Genomic DNA, 14,919 nt, shown 5'->3' on the forward strand with positions numbered 1-14,919 from the left:
ATGTCGAGCACGACGCCCGGGACCGGGCAGTGGGCCGGGGCGGACTTCCAGGAGCCGCCCCGCACGCCCGGCGGGGTGGCCCTGTGCGGTGCGTGCCGCGCCGCCGGATCCTGCCGGCTCGGGGTGGAGCGTGAGCGGCTCGACGAGGACGGCGTGGCCTGGTTCGGGCTCGCCTGCCCGCGGGACCAGGAGGGTGGCCCCGATGTGGCGCACGGCGGCTGGACGGCGGCTGTGCTGGACGACTGCCTCGGTCATCTCCCGCTGCTGCACCGGGTGTTGAGCGTGACGGCGGAACTGACCGTGAGCTTCGTCAAGCCGGTGCCGGTGGAACATCCGCTGGAGGTCCGGGCCTGGGTCGAGCGGCGCGAGGGCTCCCGCTGGTACATCGCGGGCGAGATGGTGCTGCTGCCGACGCGCGCGGTGCTGGCCCGGGCGTCCGGGATCTGGGTGACCCGCGACCGGGGCCACTTCGCCCGTCACGAGGAGTGGCTCGCCGGTCAACGCGCCGACGCCGAGGGCCAGTAGCCGGTGGCGCGGGCCGGGTGTCAGTAGGAGCGCAGTCCCATGCTGCGGGCGATGCCGTTGCGCTGGATCTGGCTCGTGCCGCCGGAGATGGTGGCCACGATCGACTCCCGGTACCGGAAGCTCATCACGCTCTCCGTCGAGAAGCCGTGCCCCGCGAGGACCTGCATCCCGAGCCGGGCGGCCGCCACATAGGTCTCCGACCCCTTCAGCTTCGCCATCGAGCCCTCCCGCGTGCACGGTCTGCCCTGGGAGAGCAGCCAGGCGGCGCGGTAGGCGAGCAGCCGGGCGGAGTCGATCTCGGTCTGCAGGTCGGCCATGGCGTGGGCGAGCGCCTGGAAGTTGCCGATCGGCCGGCCGAAGGCGTGCCGGGTGCGGGCGTACTCCAGCATCTCGTCCAGGGTCGACTGGGCGGCGCCCAGATAGCCACCGCTGATGATCACCTTCTCCAGCTCGATGTTGGAGAGCATGACCTTCCAGCCTTCGTCGCGCGGGCCGACGAGGTTCTCCTTCGGGACCAGGGCGTCATTGAAGAAGACCTCATTGGTGCCGAGGATGTGCCGGGCGAGCGTCGGCGTCCTGCGTACCTCGACACCCTGCGTGGAGGGGTCGACGAGCAACAGGCTGATGCCTCCGTGCTTGGGCTCGCGGGGCCCGGTCCGCACGTACGTGGCGATGGTCGTGTCGGGCAGGCCACCGCCGGTGCACCACGCCTTCTGGCCCCGCACGAGGAAGTGGTTGCCGTGGTCCTCGGCGGTGGTGCGCAGCGCGGCGGCGTCGGACCCGCTGTCCGGCTCACTGAGGCCGACGGCGAGCCGGTGGCGCCCCGTCATCACCTCCTGGCGGATGAAGTCGCGCTGCGCCTCGTCGCCCCACCGGAACACCGTGATCCCGGGGATGAGCACGCCGATGTAGCACATGGCGACGTCGAAACTGGCGCGGCCCAACTCCTCGGCGATCAGGATGAGTTCGAGCGGCCCGCCGCCGTCTCCGCCCTCCTCCTCGTCGAACGGGAGGGCGAACCAGCCCAGCTCCGCCATGCCCCGGAACAGTTCGGGCGGTACGACGCCGTCCTCGTCCCACTGCTTGGCCTTCTCGGCCGGGCACACGTCGGCCACGAACTGCCGTGCCGTCGCGCGCAACAGGTCCTGCTCGTCGGTCAGCCCGAAATCCACGGCCACTCCTCGCCACCACTAGGCTATTCATCTATCTAATTATTCTATGTTAACGGATGAGGCTCTCGCGAGTACCCCCTCGCCCGCGGCGAGATCGGCCTGCTGTCGGCCGAGGGCCTCACCCGGTCATCGTCGGCAGGATCACGCGGGACACCGCACCGGTGCCCTCGTTGCGTGCGTACCGTGGGTGGGAGCCGCCGGCGATCAGCAGACGTATCCGGTGTCCGGCCTTCACCTCGTGCGCGCAGGCGTCCAGCCGTACGCGTACGGTCCGCACCTGGTGACGGGCGATGTGGGGTCCAGACGGAGAAGTCCTTCGGCGAAATTGCGTGCCACGCGCCGCGAGTCCACGGGCCACGCCTCCGGCCGCGGGCACCGCCCGGTACGGGTCCTGTTCGGTCAGACACCGAGGGCGTCGATCAGGGCCTTGGTCACGTCCTCCGTCGTGGCCGTGCCGCCGACGTCGCGGGTGAGGACGCCCGCCGCGGTCGTCGTCTCGATCGCCTTCTGGAGGCGGGCCGCCTGGTCCGGCAGGCCGAAGTGCTCCAGCATCAGCGCGGCGCTGCCGACCGCGCCGATGGGGTTGGCCAGGCCCTGCCCGGCGATGTCCGGGGCGGAGCCGTGGACCGGCTCGAACATGCTGGGGAAGCGGCGCTCGGGGTTGAGGTTGGCGCTCGCCGCCAGGCCCAGGCTGCCCGCCAGCGCGCTGCCGAGGTCGGAGAGGATGTCCGCGTTCAGGTTCGAGGCGACGACGACCGACAGGTCCTCGGGGCGCAGGACGAACTTCGCCGACATCGCGTCCACCAGCACGCTCTCCGTCTCCACGTCCGGGTAGTCGAGCGCGACCCGCTTGAAGACGTCGTCCCACAGCACCATGCCGTACTGCTGCGCGTTGCTCTTGGTCACCGAGGAGACCTTGCGGCGGCTGCGCGTACGGGCCAGGTCGAAGGCGAACCGCATGATGCGTTCGCAGCCGACCTCGGTGAACAGCGCCGACTGGACGGCGACTTCACCGCCCGGTCCACGCCCGCCGAGGTTGCGGCCGCCGAGGCCCGCGTACTCGCCCTCGCTGTTCTCTCGGACGACGACCCAGTCGAGGTCCGTGTCGTCGGCCTTGCGCAGCGGGCTCTGGACGCCCGGCAGGAAGTGCACGGGGCGGACGTTGGCCCACTGGTCGAAGTTCTGGCAGATCTTCAGGCGCAGGCCCCACAGGCTGATGTGGTCGGGGACGGTGGGCCAGCCGACGGCGCCGAAGTAGATGGCGTCGAAGTCCTTCAGCCGCTCCAGACCGTCGTCGTCGATCATCTTGCCGGTGCGCTCGTAGAACTCGCAGCCCCAGGGGAACTCCTCCCAGGCGAAGGCGAAGGGGTCCGCCGAGTTCCGGGAGCCGTCGGCCAGCGCGTCCAGGACGGCCCGGCCGGCGGCGACGACCTCCTTGCCCACCCCGTCGGCGGGGATGGCGGCGATGCGGAACGTGCGGGGTGCGGCTGTCATGGGTGCCTCCGGCTCGCTGTCGTGCGGTCGGTTCGAGTCAACACAGCGGCGCGGTGGTGCGTCCAAGACCTGCTTTCGATGGCACGTATAGGCGGAGCCGATCGATTCCGCGTCAGGCGGCCGGGGTTCGCCGACCGGCCAACGACCTGGTCAGGGCGAGGAACGCCCGCGCGGCCGGTGTGAGGTGCGCCGGCAGGCTGACCATGGCCACGTGGAGGTGAGCGGTCGGCGCCAGCGGTGCCACGACCGCCCCGCAGCGGCGGGCCAGCCGGGTCCAGGACGACGGGAGCACCGCGATCCCGACGCCGGTCAGGACCAGCGGCAGGATCGACGTGCGGTGGTCGACGACCGTCACGATCTCCGTGCCGGTGCCGCCCGCGGTGATGTCGTCGACGATGTGGCGCATCAGGCTGCCCGTGCGCGAGGCGATGAGTTTCTGTCCGGCCAGGTCCTGGGGACGGAGAGTGACGTCGTCCTCGATCGCCCCGCCGGGCGCGGCGACGACCACGAACGGCTGGTCCTCGACGTGCAACACGTCGAGGCCGGTCGGGTGGACCGGGGTCGCGCTGCCGAGGAGGCCCAGCTCGCAGGCGCCACTGCGGACCAGCGCGACCACTTCGTCGGGGGTGAAGGCGGCGTGCGTGCTCACGGTCACCGCCGGGTGCAGGTCGGCGAAGCGGTGGATGAGCGTGGTGAGCGGTTCGATGCCGGGCGAGGGCATGGTGGCGACTTCGACCGTGCCGCCGTGCAGACCGGCGAGCGCGGTGGCGGTGTCCCGTACGGCGGCCAGGTCGCGCAGCACCCGGCGGCTCGGCTCCAGCAGTTCCCGGCCGGCCTCGCTCAGGACGACGCCCCGGCCGACCCGGTGGAAGAGAGCCACCCCGAGATCGGCCTCCAGGTTCGCCATCGCCTGCGACAGCGACGGCTGGGCGACATGGAGGGCGGCGGCGGCCTTGCTGAAGCCGCCGTGCTCGACGATGGCCAGGAAGTACTCCAGTTGCCGGGCGTCCACGGCACCTCTCCGCTCTGTGCTGGTCCGAAGGCGGAGCGAGCCTACCCGTCGGCTTCCGTCCCTCCCCGTCCGATCCAGCGGTCGGCGAGGCTGCGCCCGCACCGGGCGAGCAGGCGCGCGGACAGTTCGCTGTCCCGCGCGCAGTCCTGATCGGTCAGGTCCGTCAGGGCCTGCACGGAAACGAAATGGGCGGCGGCCCGGTCCCCGGGCAGGGTGCAGCGGCCGGCCACCGCGTGCACCGCCACCCCGAGCCGGCGGGCCCGCCGGGCGAGCGCGACCGGCAGTTTGCCCGACAGGGACTGCTCGTCGAGGCTGCCTTCGCCGGTCACGACGAAGTCGCTCGCGGCCAGCAGGTCATCGGCGCCGAGAAGGGTGAGGAAGTAGTCGGCGCCCGAGCACGTCCGCCCTCCGAGGAGCATCCCGGCGTACCCCAGTCCGCCGGCCGCGCCGGCCCCCGGGGCGTCGGAGTGTCGTGCCGCTTCCGCGACTCCGCCCGCTTCCAGTCGCCGTACGAAGCCGGTGAGCGCGTCGTCCAGTTGCCGCACCTCGCCCGCGGTCGCCCCTTTCTGCGGGCCGTACACGGCGGCCGTGCCCGTCGTCCCGAGCAGTGGGTTGTCCACATCGGTGGCGAGGACGAGGTCGACTCCCGCCAGGGCCGCGCGGGCCTCGGCGATGTCGGCCGTGCGGAGCTCGGCGAGGCCCGCGCCTCCCGGGCCGATCGGCGTGCCGTCCTCTCGGGCCAGCCGCGCGCCGAGGGACTGCAGGAGGCCCGCGCCGCCGTCGGTGGTGGCGACCCCGCCGAGCGCGAGGACGATCGTGTCCGCGCCGCCTGCCAGTGCGTGGTGGAGGGCCTGGCCGACGCCCCTGCTGGTGGCCGTGAGCGGCGCCTTGTGGCCGCCCGGCAGCACGCCGAGCCCGCAGACGGCCGCCGCCTCGATGAGGACGGTACGGCCGTGCACCGCGAGTTCGGCCGTGACGGGCCGGCCCGTCGGCCCGGTCACCGTGAGCTCCTCCGGGCTGAACCGGCCCGCGCAGGCGGCGGCCACGCTTCCTTCCCCGCCGTCCGCCAGCGGGAGGCGGGTGACCCGGGCCCCGGGGGCGGCTTCCAGCAGCCCGCGCTCCAGGGCACGGGCCACCTCGTCGGCACTGAGGGAGCCCTTGAACTTGTCCGGGGCGACCAGCACGGACACCATCAGGGCGTCACCTGGGCGGCCTTGGGAACAGTGGACGCGGCGACCGGCCGGACGTCCTCGTCCTCCGCCTCGGCTCCGGTGATGGCGTCTTCGGCTTCGGCTTCGGCTTCGGTGGTCAACGGCGGCTCGCCCGCCTTGCCGGAGAGCACCAGCCGGGCCCGCTCCAGGTCCAGGCCGTTCTCCCACCGTGCGATGAACAAGGTGGCCACGGCATTGCCGAAGAAGTTCACCAGCGCCCGGCACTCCGACATGAACTTGTCGATGCCGAAGATGAGCATGATGCCCGCGGCGGGGACGGTACCGACCGTCGACAACGTCGCGGTGAGCGCGATGAAACCACCGCCCGCGACGCCCGCCGCACCCTTGGAGGTCAGCAACATGACGGCCAGGAGCCCGAGTTGCTGGCCGACGGAGAGGGAGGTGTCGGTGGCCTGGGCGATGTAGAGGGTGGCCAGCGACAGGTAGATCGCCGCGCCGTCGAGGTTGAAGCTGTAGCCGGTCGGCACCACCAGTCCGACCGTGGACCGCTCCGCCCCCATGAACTGCATCTTGCGCATCAGCCCGGGCAGCGCGGGCTCGGCGGTCGAGGTGCCGAGGATCAGCCAGAACTCCTCCTTGAAGTAGCGGAAGAGCTGGAAGATGTTCAGCCGCACGTACAGGGCGAGCACACCCCCGAGCACGACCACGACGAACAGTGCCGAGGTGACGTAGAAGAGGAGGATCAGCGAGCCGAGGCTGGTCAGCGTGGACAGGCCGAACTTCCCGATGGCGTACGACATCGCGCCGAAGGCACCCAGCGGCGCGGCCTTCATGACGAAGGACAGGACCTTGAAGACGACCTCGGTCAGTCGCCCCACGGCCGCGATGATCGGTTCGCCCGTCCTCCCGACCAGCTTGACGGCGATGCCGAAGACGACGGCCAGGAAGATGACCTGGAGGATCTTCCCCTCGACGAACGGGCCGAAGAAGCTGTCCGGCACGATGTCGGTGAAGAACTCCCACCAGTGCTGGTGCTCACCCTGTTCGATGTACTGGCTCGCGTCGCCCGAGGTCTGGAGCGTCGACGGGTTGGCGTGCACGCCGTCGCCGAGCCGGAAGAGGTTGATCGCCACGAGACCGGTGAGCAGGGCGACGATGGTGCCGACCTGGAAGTACGTCAGCGCCTTGATGCCCGTGCGTCCGACCTTCTTCAGGTCCGCGACGCCTGCGATGCCGCCGATGATCGTCAGGAACACGATCGGTCCGATGAGCATCTTCATCGCGGTGATGAACGTCGTGCCGATCGGCTCCATGTCGGTGGCCAGATCCGGCCACCGCCAGCCCAGCACGATGCCGATCACGATCGCCACCAGCACCTGGACGTACAACTGCCGGTACCACGGCTTCGCCGCGATACGCACGGCCTGTTCGGCTCGTCCGTTGCCCGGGGTATGCGTCATTGCAGCCTCCCTGATCGCGCGACACCGAGCCCGATCGGCGCGCGCCAGCTTGCGCCACAGTGAACCGGGGGCCGGGCAGGGGGTCCACGACCAAAAATCGATGCCCCGTATAGGCCGGGCCTATCGATGGGCGCGCAGGGCGGCGGCGTCAGCGTCACTCGGGCGCGGGGCCGCCCGGACCCTCCTTGTCGGCCCCCCGGGCGGTACGCGACGCACCTGATCCGGACGCGGCGGCACCCGTGGAAGCGGGACGCAGCATGGCCCGGTAGAGGGCCTCGTGCTCGGGCGAGGGGGGCAGGGGGCCGCGGGCGGGGGCCTCGAAGGACTGGATCAGCAGGGCGACGACGCGTCGCCAGGCGTCGGGAGCGGCGTCGCCGGTGGCGTTGACGACGCCGGCATTGGCCATGTGGATCAGCACCAGGTCCGAGGGGTCGAAGTCCTCCCGGAGGCGGCCGGTGGCCTTCGCGCGGCCGATGAGCTCGACCATGCCCTCGTACGCCTCGTTGCGGCGGCGCTCCAGGGTCTTGGCGGAGGGGAAGGTCGTGGTCAGTACGTCGGCGAAGCCGTAGTCGGCGGCCTGCATCGCGCAGGCGTTCTCGATGTAGCCGACGAAGCCGTGCCAGGGGTCGGGGTCCGCGAGGGCGGTGGTGACCGCGTCGGCGTAGGCGCCCATGCGGTCGATGAAGACCGCGTCGACCAGCTCCGCCTTGGTCGGGAAGCGCCGGAACATGGTCGCGATCCCCACCCCAGCCTCGCGGGCCACCGAGGCCATGGAGGCATTCAGACCGTCCCGCGCGAAGACCGTACGGGCGGCGGCGATGATCCGCTCCCTGTTGCGCTCGGCGTCGCTGCGCAGGGACTGCCCGGTAGGGGTGTCGGAGTGCTGGTCACCAGGGGTCATGCGCGGAAGTCTAGCAACCGGATCGCCCTATCCAGTTTTAGTGGTACGGTTGCTCCAGTTAACCGGAAAGGCCTATCCGATCTCGCGAAACGGATAGGTCTTACCGGATACCCCTCCCTGTTCTTCGCCCCTCCGGAAAGGATCGTCATGACCAGCATCGCCATCATCGGGGCCGGCCCTCAGCTCGGCCTGGCCATAGCCCGTACCTTCGGCACTCAGGGCTTCGATGTCGCCCTGATCTCCCGCAGCCGCGAGAACCTCGACACGCTCGTGGACAAGCTCACCGCGGAGGGCATCACCGCCGCCGCGTTCCCCGCGGACGTACTCGACCGCGACGCACTCACCCAGGCCCTCAAGGACGCCGCCGCCCGGTTCGGTGGCATCGACGTCCTGGAGTACTCCCCGGTCGCGGCCCTGACCACGACACTGGTCACGCCCACCGAGGCCGAACCGGCCCACGTCCAGCACGAGATCGAGTTCCAGCTCTACGGGGCGATCGCCGCCACCAAGGCGGTGCTGCCGGCGATGCGGGAGGCCGGCGCGGGCACTCTGCTCTACACCACGGGCGCGGGCTCCATCGACCCCGTCCCGCAGGTCGGCAACGTCAACGCCGCCGCCGCGGCGCTGCGCAACTGGGTCATGAACCTGCACAAGGAACTCGACGGCACCGGCGTCCAGGCCGCCCACGTCGGCATCGACGTCTCGATCGGCACCCCGGCCGTCCCCGGGTTCCCGACGGCCCAGCCCGAGGAGATCTCCCCCGTCTACTGGGACCTGCACACCACCAAGCGCGACCAGGCCGAACTCGTCTTCAGCCGCTGACCGCCCACCGGCAGTGAGCCAGGGTAGGTCATGAAGTCACCTCGACTGGACGGGGCGGCGCACCCGACGTCATGGTCTGCGTCTACGCGCCCGCCGAGCGCGACGACCTACTGCCGGGCCTGCTCTACATCCACGGCGGCGGGTTCATCATGGGCAGCGTCGAGCAGTTCGACGCCCAGGCCACTCGCATCGCCGCCGAGGTCGGCACGGTCGTGGTCTCCGTCGAGTACCGGCTCGCGCCGGAACGGGAGGCGGCCTCGCCGCCGCCGTGACCCTTCTCGCGCGCGACCGCGGCGGGCCCGCGCTCTGCTTCCAGTACCTGGGCGTCGCCGAACTGGACGACCGCCTCCGGACGCCGTCGATGCGGGACTACGACGACGTACCGCTGTGGAACAGCCGTGCCAGCGAGGTCAGTTGGGACTGCTACCTCGGCGAGGGCCGCCGGGGCACCGCCGAGGTCTCTCCGTATGCCGCACCCGCCCGCGCGCAGGATCTGTCCGGGCTGCCGCCCGCGTTCGTCACCGCCTGCCAGTACGACGCGTTCCGTGACGAGGACGTCGACTACGCCCAACGCCTCTCCCACGCCGACGTCCCCACCGAACTCGCCCTCTACCCCGGCGTTCTGCACGGGGGCATCATCCCCGAGTCGACGACGGGCCAACGCATCCTCACCGACACGCTCGCGGCACTGCGCCGCGGCCTCGGAGTGCGAGGCGGCTGACATGTTCGGCTCCGCGTATCGAGGTCGCCGCCGCATGGCATCGAACGGGACGTGCGACGACTCCGGCCGACCTGTCCACCTGATCAGTTCCCCCACGACATTCCTCTGAAAGAGTCGCCATGACCAGCATGTCGTTCACCGACGCGGCACGCGTGTGCCTCACCACCAAGTACGCCATGTTCTCCGGTCGTGCCCGGCGCGCGGAGTACTGGTGGTTCTCAGTGCTCTATGTGATCGCCACCGCCGCCGTCGCCGGGATCAGCGTCGGGGCCGGGACCCCGCTCCTGAGCGTCCTTCTCCTGCCGTTCATCGTGCCCATGTTGAGCGTCTCGGTCCGCCGCCTGCACGACACCGGCAAGCCGGGCTGGAGGATGCTCGTCGCCCTCATCCCCGTGGCCGGCCCGGTCATCTACCTCGTGACCATGGCCGTGGACAGCGACCCGGCGACCAACCGGTACGGCCCCTCCCCCAAGGCCGTCGTCGACCTCGTCGGCTGAGCCCACCCGGCGGGCCCGCCGACACCGTGCCGCGCGTCATGCCTCAGAGCGCGGCGCGTATGCGCTCCGCCGCGGTGGCCAGGGCCGCGGCGAGCTCCCGGACGCGCTCCGGCTCGTAGCGCACGCTCGGCAGGGACACCGACACCGCGGCGACCGTGTTGCCGTGGGAGTCGGTCACACCGCGGCCGAGCGCGACCAGGCCACGTTCGGAGCGTTCCAGGTTGAGGGCCACGCCGCTGCGCCGGACCGCGCGGAGCTCATCGCGCAGCTTGTCCAGGTCCGGGCGCTCTTCGGACGGACTCGTGGGAGCGCCCGCGTACAGCGCGTCCACTTCCTCGTCGGTGAGGGCCGCCAGCATGACCAGGCCCCCGGTCACCAGGTGTGCGGGAAACACCATGCCCTCACGGCTCCCCACCCGCAGCGCCTGGGAGCACTCGACCGAGGCGACGAACCGCGCGGTGCGGCCGGTGCGAATGCTCAGGTTCGCGGTCTCGTCGACGGTGTCGACCAGGGCGCGCAGCGGGCCGAGAGCAGCCTCCCGGAGGGCCGAGACGTTCGAGTGCGCCTGGGCCGCGATCTCGAGGACGGGGCCCACCCGGTAGCTGCGGTCCTCGTCCTGGACAGCGAAGTCGCGGTAGACGAGCGTGGACAGCAGGCGATGGGCGCTGGAACGGGCCACTCCGATCCGTCGGGCGGCCTCGGAGACCGTGAGGGGCCCTTCGACCTGCAGAATGACCGCCAGCTGCAGAGCGTGGTCCACGCTCGTCACGCCGTACGACGGCGGATTCTTCATCGACCTCACCATGACCGCCACCCTCTCATGGCGTTCTGCTGAGCAGAATCCACTGTTCCAGGAGGTGCCGCGCGGAGCACGGTCTGCGTATGACCGCACTCCGCGACGGGGCCTCCCCCGTCTCACTGATCGCCGAGGAAGGGCCGGACCAGCCGCCTGTGACTCCCGCGCTCGAAGACCTGTACCGAGGTTTCGAGCAGGCCCTGCTGGTGCCGTTGTGGACCCGGATCGGGGACCTGATGCCCGAGCACCCGCGCTCGAAGGCCCGGCCCCACCGGTGGGAATGGAAGACGCTGCTCGACCTGGCCGGCCGCTCCGGCGACCTGGTTCCGGTCGGCCGGGGCGGCGAACGGCGCGCGATGGCCCTGGCCAACCCGAGCCTGGGCGGCCGGCCCTACGCCACGCCGACCCTGTGGGCGGCCATCCAGTACCTGATGCCGGGCGAGGACGCACCCGAGCACCGCCACTCCCAGAACGCGTTCCGGTTCGTCGTCGAGGGCGAGGGCGTGTGGACGGTCGTGGAGGGCGACCCGGTACCCATGCGCCGCGGCGACTTCCTTCCGCAGACCGGCATGCACTGGCACGCTCACCACAACGCCACGGACCGGCCCATGGCCTGGATCGACGGTCTCGACATCCCCTTCCAGTACGGCATCGAGGCGCAGTTCTTCGACTTCGGCCGCGACCGGCTGTCCGACGAGGAGCACGCGACGCCCGACCGTTCGCGCTCCGAGCGGCTGTGGGGTCACCCGGGGCTGGTGCCGGTCTCCCAGCTCGGCCGCGGAGAGGGGACGCCGCTGCTGTGCCACCGCTGGGCGGACACCGACGCCGCGCTGACCGACCAGCTGGAGCTGGAGCGCGCGGGACACCCCGGCACCGTCGAGCCCGGCCACGCACTGGTGCGCTACACGGACCCCACCCACGGCGGAGACGTCCTGCCGACCATCCGCGCGCAGTTCCACCGCATCCGCAGCGGCGCGGAGACCGCCCCGCGCCGGGAGACCGGGTCGTCCGTGTACCAGGTGTTCGACGGCTCGGGCCAGGTGACCGCGGGCGGCCTCTCCTGGTCGGTCACCCGTGGCGACCTCTTCGTCGTCCCGTCGTGGACCCCGCTGTCGATCCGGTCGCAGGCGTCGCCGTCGGACTCGGACTCCGGAGCGCTGGACCTGTTCCAGTTCAGCGACGCCCCGATCTTCACCAAGCTCGACCTGTTCCGCACCCACACCGAGGAGACACTCGCGTGAAGCTCGCCACCATCCGCCTCGCAGGCCGGACCGCAGCCGTCCGGGTCGAGGGCGACTCACTCATCGATCTCGGACTGCCGGACGTGGGTGCGGTCCTGGCATCGCCCGGCGGTCTCGACGCGGCGGCGCGGACCGAGGGAACGGTACTGTCCGCCGCCGACGCGGTGTTCGCGCCCCTGGTGCCGCGTCCCGGCAAGGTGGTCTGCGTGGGACTCAACTACCGGAACCACATCAAGGAGATGGGCCGCGACCTGCCGGAATACCCCACCCTTTTCAGCAAGTTCGCCGACACCCTCGTCGGCGCCCGCGACGACATCCACCGTCCCGTCGAGACCGAGCAGTTCGACTGGGAGGCCGAACTCACCGTGGTCGTCGGCCGGCAGGTCCGGCGTGCCGACGAGGCGGAGGCCGCGGCGGCGATCGCGGGCTTCACGGTGCTCAACGACATCACCTGCCGCGACTGGCAGTTCCGCACCCGCGAGTGGCTGCAGGGCAAGAACTGGGACTCCACCACCCCCCTCGGCCCCTACCTCGTGACACCGGACGAGGTAGGCGGCCCCCGCCCCGCGCTCGACATCCGCTGCGAGGTGAACGGACAGCTGGTGCAGCAGGACAACACCGGCGACCTGCTCTTCGACCCGGTCGACCTGGTGCGGTACGTGTCCACGATGATCCGGCTGAACCCCGGCGACATCATCGCCACCGGCACACCGGGCGGCGTCGGCCACGCCCGCAAGCCCCAGGTCTACCTGCGGGAGGGCGACACCGTGGTCACCGAGATCGACGGTCTGGGCCGCCTGGAGAACCGCGTGATCACCGAGGGAGCGGCATGACCGACCTGCGGACGGCGCTCGCCTGGGTCACCGAAGGCACCGACCTGTGCCGCAAGGCCCTCGCCGGATACGACGACGCCTCGTACGGCGCGCCCTCGCTGCTGCCCGGCTGGAGCCGGGGGCACGTCGTGGCCCACCTGGCCGGCAACGCCGAGGCGCTCGGCAACCTGGTGCACTGGGCGCGCACCGGTGAGCGCACCCCTATGTACTCGTCCCCGGAACAGCGGAACGCCGGCATCGAGTCGGGAGCGCGTCTGCCCGCGGACCGGCTCACCGCGTGGTTCGAGCAGTCCGCGCAGACCCTGCACGACGCCATGACCCGACTGACCGACGCCCAGTGGCGCGCCGATGTGGTCACCGCGCAGGGACGCACGGTGCCCGCCTCCGACATCCCCTGGCTGCGCGGCAGAGAGGTCATGGTGCACGCCGTCGACCTCGACGCCGGCGTGCGTTTCACCGATCTGCCGGAGGACTTCCTCACCGCCCTGCGCGACGACATCGGCGCAAGGCGGGGCGAGAGCACTCCCTCTGTAGTCGGTGCTCCCGCAGAAATCACCGCCTATCTGGCGGGCCGCCCCTACACGGGTGTGACCACGGTCGACGGCTCCCCCGCCGAACCCCTGACACCGTGGCTGTGACCGCCCAGGTGAACGGCATGAACACGGCAGACGCCTCCCGCCCCGACGTCCTGGTCGTCGGCGGCGGGATCGGCGGGCTCTCCACGGCGTTGGCGCTCACCCGTCAGGGACTGAGGGTGCGCGTGTACGAGCGGGCCGCGGAGTTCGGCGAGGTCGGGGCGGGTCTGCAACTCGCCCCCAACGGCACGCGGATCCTCGACGCCCACGGGCTCCTCGACGAGGCCCGCTCACTGGGCGTGGTACCCGAGCGCATCGTGATGAAGGACGCCCTGGACGCCGAGGAGCTGACCTTCCTCGACCTGGCGGACCTGGAGCGGCGCTACGGCTCGCCGTACCTGGTGATCCACCGCGGCGACCTGCACGGCATCCTCCTGCGCGCGTGCCGACGGGCGGACGTGGAGCTGGTCAACGGCGCCCACTGCACCGCGTACGAGAACACCCCGTTCGGAGCCCGGGTCACCTTCGCCGACGGCACGACCGACGAGGCCGAGGCCGTCATCGCCGCCGACGGGCTGCACTCGGTGGCCCGCCCGCTCGTCGTGGCCGACGAGTTGGTGAACTCGGCCTACGTCTCCTATCGCGGTGCGGTCTCCTTCGATCAGGTGCGCGCCCACGAGGTGCACGAGAAGGACGTCGTGGTCTACGTCGGCCCGCGCTGCCACTTCGTGCAGTACCCGCTGCGCGGCGGCGAGATGTTCAACCAGGTCGCCGTCTTCGAGTCGCCCAAGGCGGTGGCCGGCGAGGAGGACTGGGGCACCCCGGATGAGCTCGACCGGGCCTTCGAGGGAACGTGTGCCCAGATCCACGAGGGGCTGCCGCTGATGTGGCGTGACCGCTGGTGGCGTATGTACGACCGCGATCCGATCCCGGACTGGGTGACCGGCCGGATCGCACTGCTCGGTGACGCCGCGCATCCCCCGCTGCAGTACATGGCACAGGGCGCCGTCATGGCCATCGAGGACGGCTGGGTCCTGGCCGAACACGTGCGTGCCGGACGCCGGCAGCGCACCGGGCACTCCTCCGGAGTCGACTGGGAGACGGCGCTCACCGCCTACGAAGCCGTCCGCGCCGAACACTGCCGACGGGTGGTCCTCACCGCACGTGCGTGGGGCAGGCTGTGGCACCTCGACGGCATCGAGCGGCTGCGGCGCAACGTTCTGCTGCGCTCGCGCGACCCGTACGACTACGCCTACACCGACTGGGTCTACGGCCCGACGGCGCTGACCCCGAATCAGTTGCCGGACCTGCCGCGCGACATCGGACGGAGGTAGCGGCGGCCCGGGACGGCATCCCAGGCACCCCAGTATCTGCAGGTCAGATGGGTGAGATGGTTCCAGGGTGCTCGATCGGGCGTCGAACCCATGTCCATGCGCATCCGAACCAGCGCTCTCACCGCACTCGCCGTCGCCGCCCTCACCGTCGCCGCCCTCGCGGTCGGCACGGTCCTCATGGCGCCGGCCGCGGGCGCCGCGTCGAAGGCCGCCGCGCCCACGCTCCTGTCGGCGTCCCAGCTGCCGCCGCACCCGACCTCGTCCTGGACCGCCGGGCCGGTCACCGAGGGGTTCCCGGAGGCAATCGGCGTCTGTGTGAGCACCGAGGGCGTGCTGTCCTACGACTACCGCTACCGGGAGTTCC

Annotated in this window: 15 protein-coding genes and 2 pseudogenes; 9 read left to right on the forward strand and 8 right to left on the reverse strand. The window is 71.2% G+C overall.

Annotated features, from left to right (window positions below; genetic code table 11):
* A complete protein-coding gene (locus PUR53_RS28050) occupies positions 1–525 on the forward strand; it encodes a PaaI family thioesterase (RefSeq protein ID WP_329897869.1) in 525 nt (174 codons plus the stop codon).
* Positions 526–545: 20 nt separating this feature from the next.
* Here the strand turns inward: PUR53_RS28050 and PUR53_RS28055 are convergent, their stop codons facing one another.
* The 7 genes from PUR53_RS28055 to PUR53_RS28085 form a co-directional block, all read right to left on the reverse strand.
* On the reverse strand, positions 546–1,697 hold the full coding sequence (locus PUR53_RS28055) for an acyl-CoA dehydrogenase family protein (RefSeq protein WP_329910065.1): 1,152 nt from the start codon (positions 1,695–1,697) through the stop codon (positions 546–548).
* Positions 1,698–1,815: 118 nt separating this feature from the next.
* A complete protein-coding gene (locus PUR53_RS28060; RefSeq protein ID WP_329897867.1) occupies positions 1,816–1,974 on the reverse strand; it encodes a CocE/NonD family hydrolase C-terminal non-catalytic domain-containing protein in 159 nt (52 codons plus the stop codon).
* A 122-nt stretch (positions 1,975–2,096) separates the two neighbouring features.
* On the reverse strand, positions 2,097–3,191 hold the full coding sequence (locus PUR53_RS28065; RefSeq protein WP_329897866.1) for a tartrate dehydrogenase: 1,095 nt from the start codon (positions 3,189–3,191) through the stop codon (positions 2,097–2,099).
* Between the two features lie 112 nt (positions 3,192–3,303).
* Positions 3,304–4,203, reverse strand: coding sequence for a LysR family transcriptional regulator (locus PUR53_RS28070; protein WP_329897865.1), 900 nt, complete (start codon positions 4,201–4,203; stop codon positions 3,304–3,306).
* Positions 4,204–4,244: 41 nt separating this feature from the next.
* Positions 4,245–5,396: a glycerate kinase gene (locus PUR53_RS28075; RefSeq protein WP_329910066.1), complete on the reverse strand. Its 1,152-nt coding sequence runs from the start codon at positions 5,394–5,396 to the stop codon at positions 4,245–4,247.
* Entirely contained in the window at positions 5,396–6,835 is a 1,440-nt protein-coding gene (gene dctA / locus PUR53_RS28080; RefSeq protein ID WP_329910067.1) for a C4-dicarboxylate transporter DctA, read from the reverse strand. Before dctA ends, PUR53_RS28075 begins: the two co-directional genes overlap by 1 nt.
* A gap of 154 nt (positions 6,836–6,989) precedes the next feature.
* Complete coding sequence (locus PUR53_RS28085) at positions 6,990–7,736, reverse strand: TetR/AcrR family transcriptional regulator (RefSeq protein ID WP_329910068.1); 747 nt, start codon at positions 7,734–7,736, stop codon at positions 6,990–6,992.
* Positions 7,737–7,883: 147 nt separating this feature from the next.
* Between PUR53_RS28085 and PUR53_RS28090 the strand changes: the two genes are divergently transcribed.
* The 3 genes and pseudogenes from PUR53_RS28090 (at position 7,884) to PUR53_RS28100 (ending at position 9,776) form a co-directional block, all read left to right on the forward strand.
* Positions 7,884–8,558 (forward strand): SDR family NAD(P)-dependent oxidoreductase, encoded by a 675-nt coding sequence (locus tag PUR53_RS28090; RefSeq protein WP_329897861.1) that lies wholly within the window; start codon positions 7,884–7,886, stop codon positions 8,556–8,558.
* A gap of 71 nt (positions 8,559–8,629) precedes the next feature.
* Positions 8,630–9,279, forward strand: a pseudogene (locus PUR53_RS28095) (alpha/beta hydrolase).
* 119 nt (positions 9,280–9,398) lie between these two features.
* Positions 9,399–9,776 carry a DUF805 domain-containing protein gene (locus tag PUR53_RS28100; RefSeq protein WP_329897860.1) on the forward strand — a complete coding sequence of 126 codons (378 nt, stop codon included), beginning with the start codon at positions 9,399–9,401 and terminating at the stop codon, positions 9,774–9,776.
* Positions 9,777–9,819: 43 nt separating this feature from the next.
* Here PUR53_RS28100 and PUR53_RS28105 read toward each other — a convergent pair whose 3' ends face one another.
* Entirely contained in the window at positions 9,820–10,569 is a 750-nt protein-coding gene (locus tag PUR53_RS28105) for an IclR family transcriptional regulator (RefSeq protein ID WP_329910069.1), read from the reverse strand.
* A gap of 89 nt (positions 10,570–10,658) precedes the next feature.
* On the opposite strand from PUR53_RS28105, the gene PUR53_RS28110 reads away from it, so the two are divergent.
* The 5 genes and pseudogenes from PUR53_RS28110 to PUR53_RS28130 all read left to right on the forward strand — a co-directional run.
* Positions 10,659–11,813 carry a cupin domain-containing protein gene (locus PUR53_RS28110; protein ID WP_329910070.1) on the forward strand — a complete coding sequence of 385 codons (1,155 nt, stop codon included), beginning with the start codon at positions 10,659–10,661 and terminating at the stop codon, positions 11,811–11,813.
* Positions 11,810–12,646, forward strand: a complete 837-nt coding sequence (locus PUR53_RS28115) for a fumarylacetoacetate hydrolase family protein (RefSeq protein ID WP_329897857.1) — start codon at positions 11,810–11,812, stop codon at positions 12,644–12,646. Before PUR53_RS28110 ends, PUR53_RS28115 begins: the two co-directional genes overlap by 4 nt.
* Entirely contained in the window at positions 12,643–13,284 is a 642-nt protein-coding gene (locus PUR53_RS28120) for a maleylpyruvate isomerase family mycothiol-dependent enzyme (protein ID WP_329910071.1), read from the forward strand. Before PUR53_RS28115 ends, PUR53_RS28120 begins: the two co-directional genes overlap by 4 nt.
* A gap of 17 nt (positions 13,285–13,301) precedes the next feature.
* A complete protein-coding gene (locus PUR53_RS28125; protein ID WP_329897855.1) occupies positions 13,302–14,555 on the forward strand; it encodes an FAD-dependent oxidoreductase in 1,254 nt (417 codons plus the stop codon).
* A 96-nt stretch (positions 14,556–14,651) separates the two neighbouring features.
* Positions 14,652–14,919, forward strand: a pseudogene (locus PUR53_RS28130) (hypothetical protein); the annotation flags it as partial.

Source organism: Streptomyces sp. SP18BB07, from assembly GCF_036322545.1.
GTDB classification, from domain to species: Bacteria; Actinomycetota; Actinomycetes; order Streptomycetales; family Streptomycetaceae; genus Streptomyces; species Streptomyces deccanensis.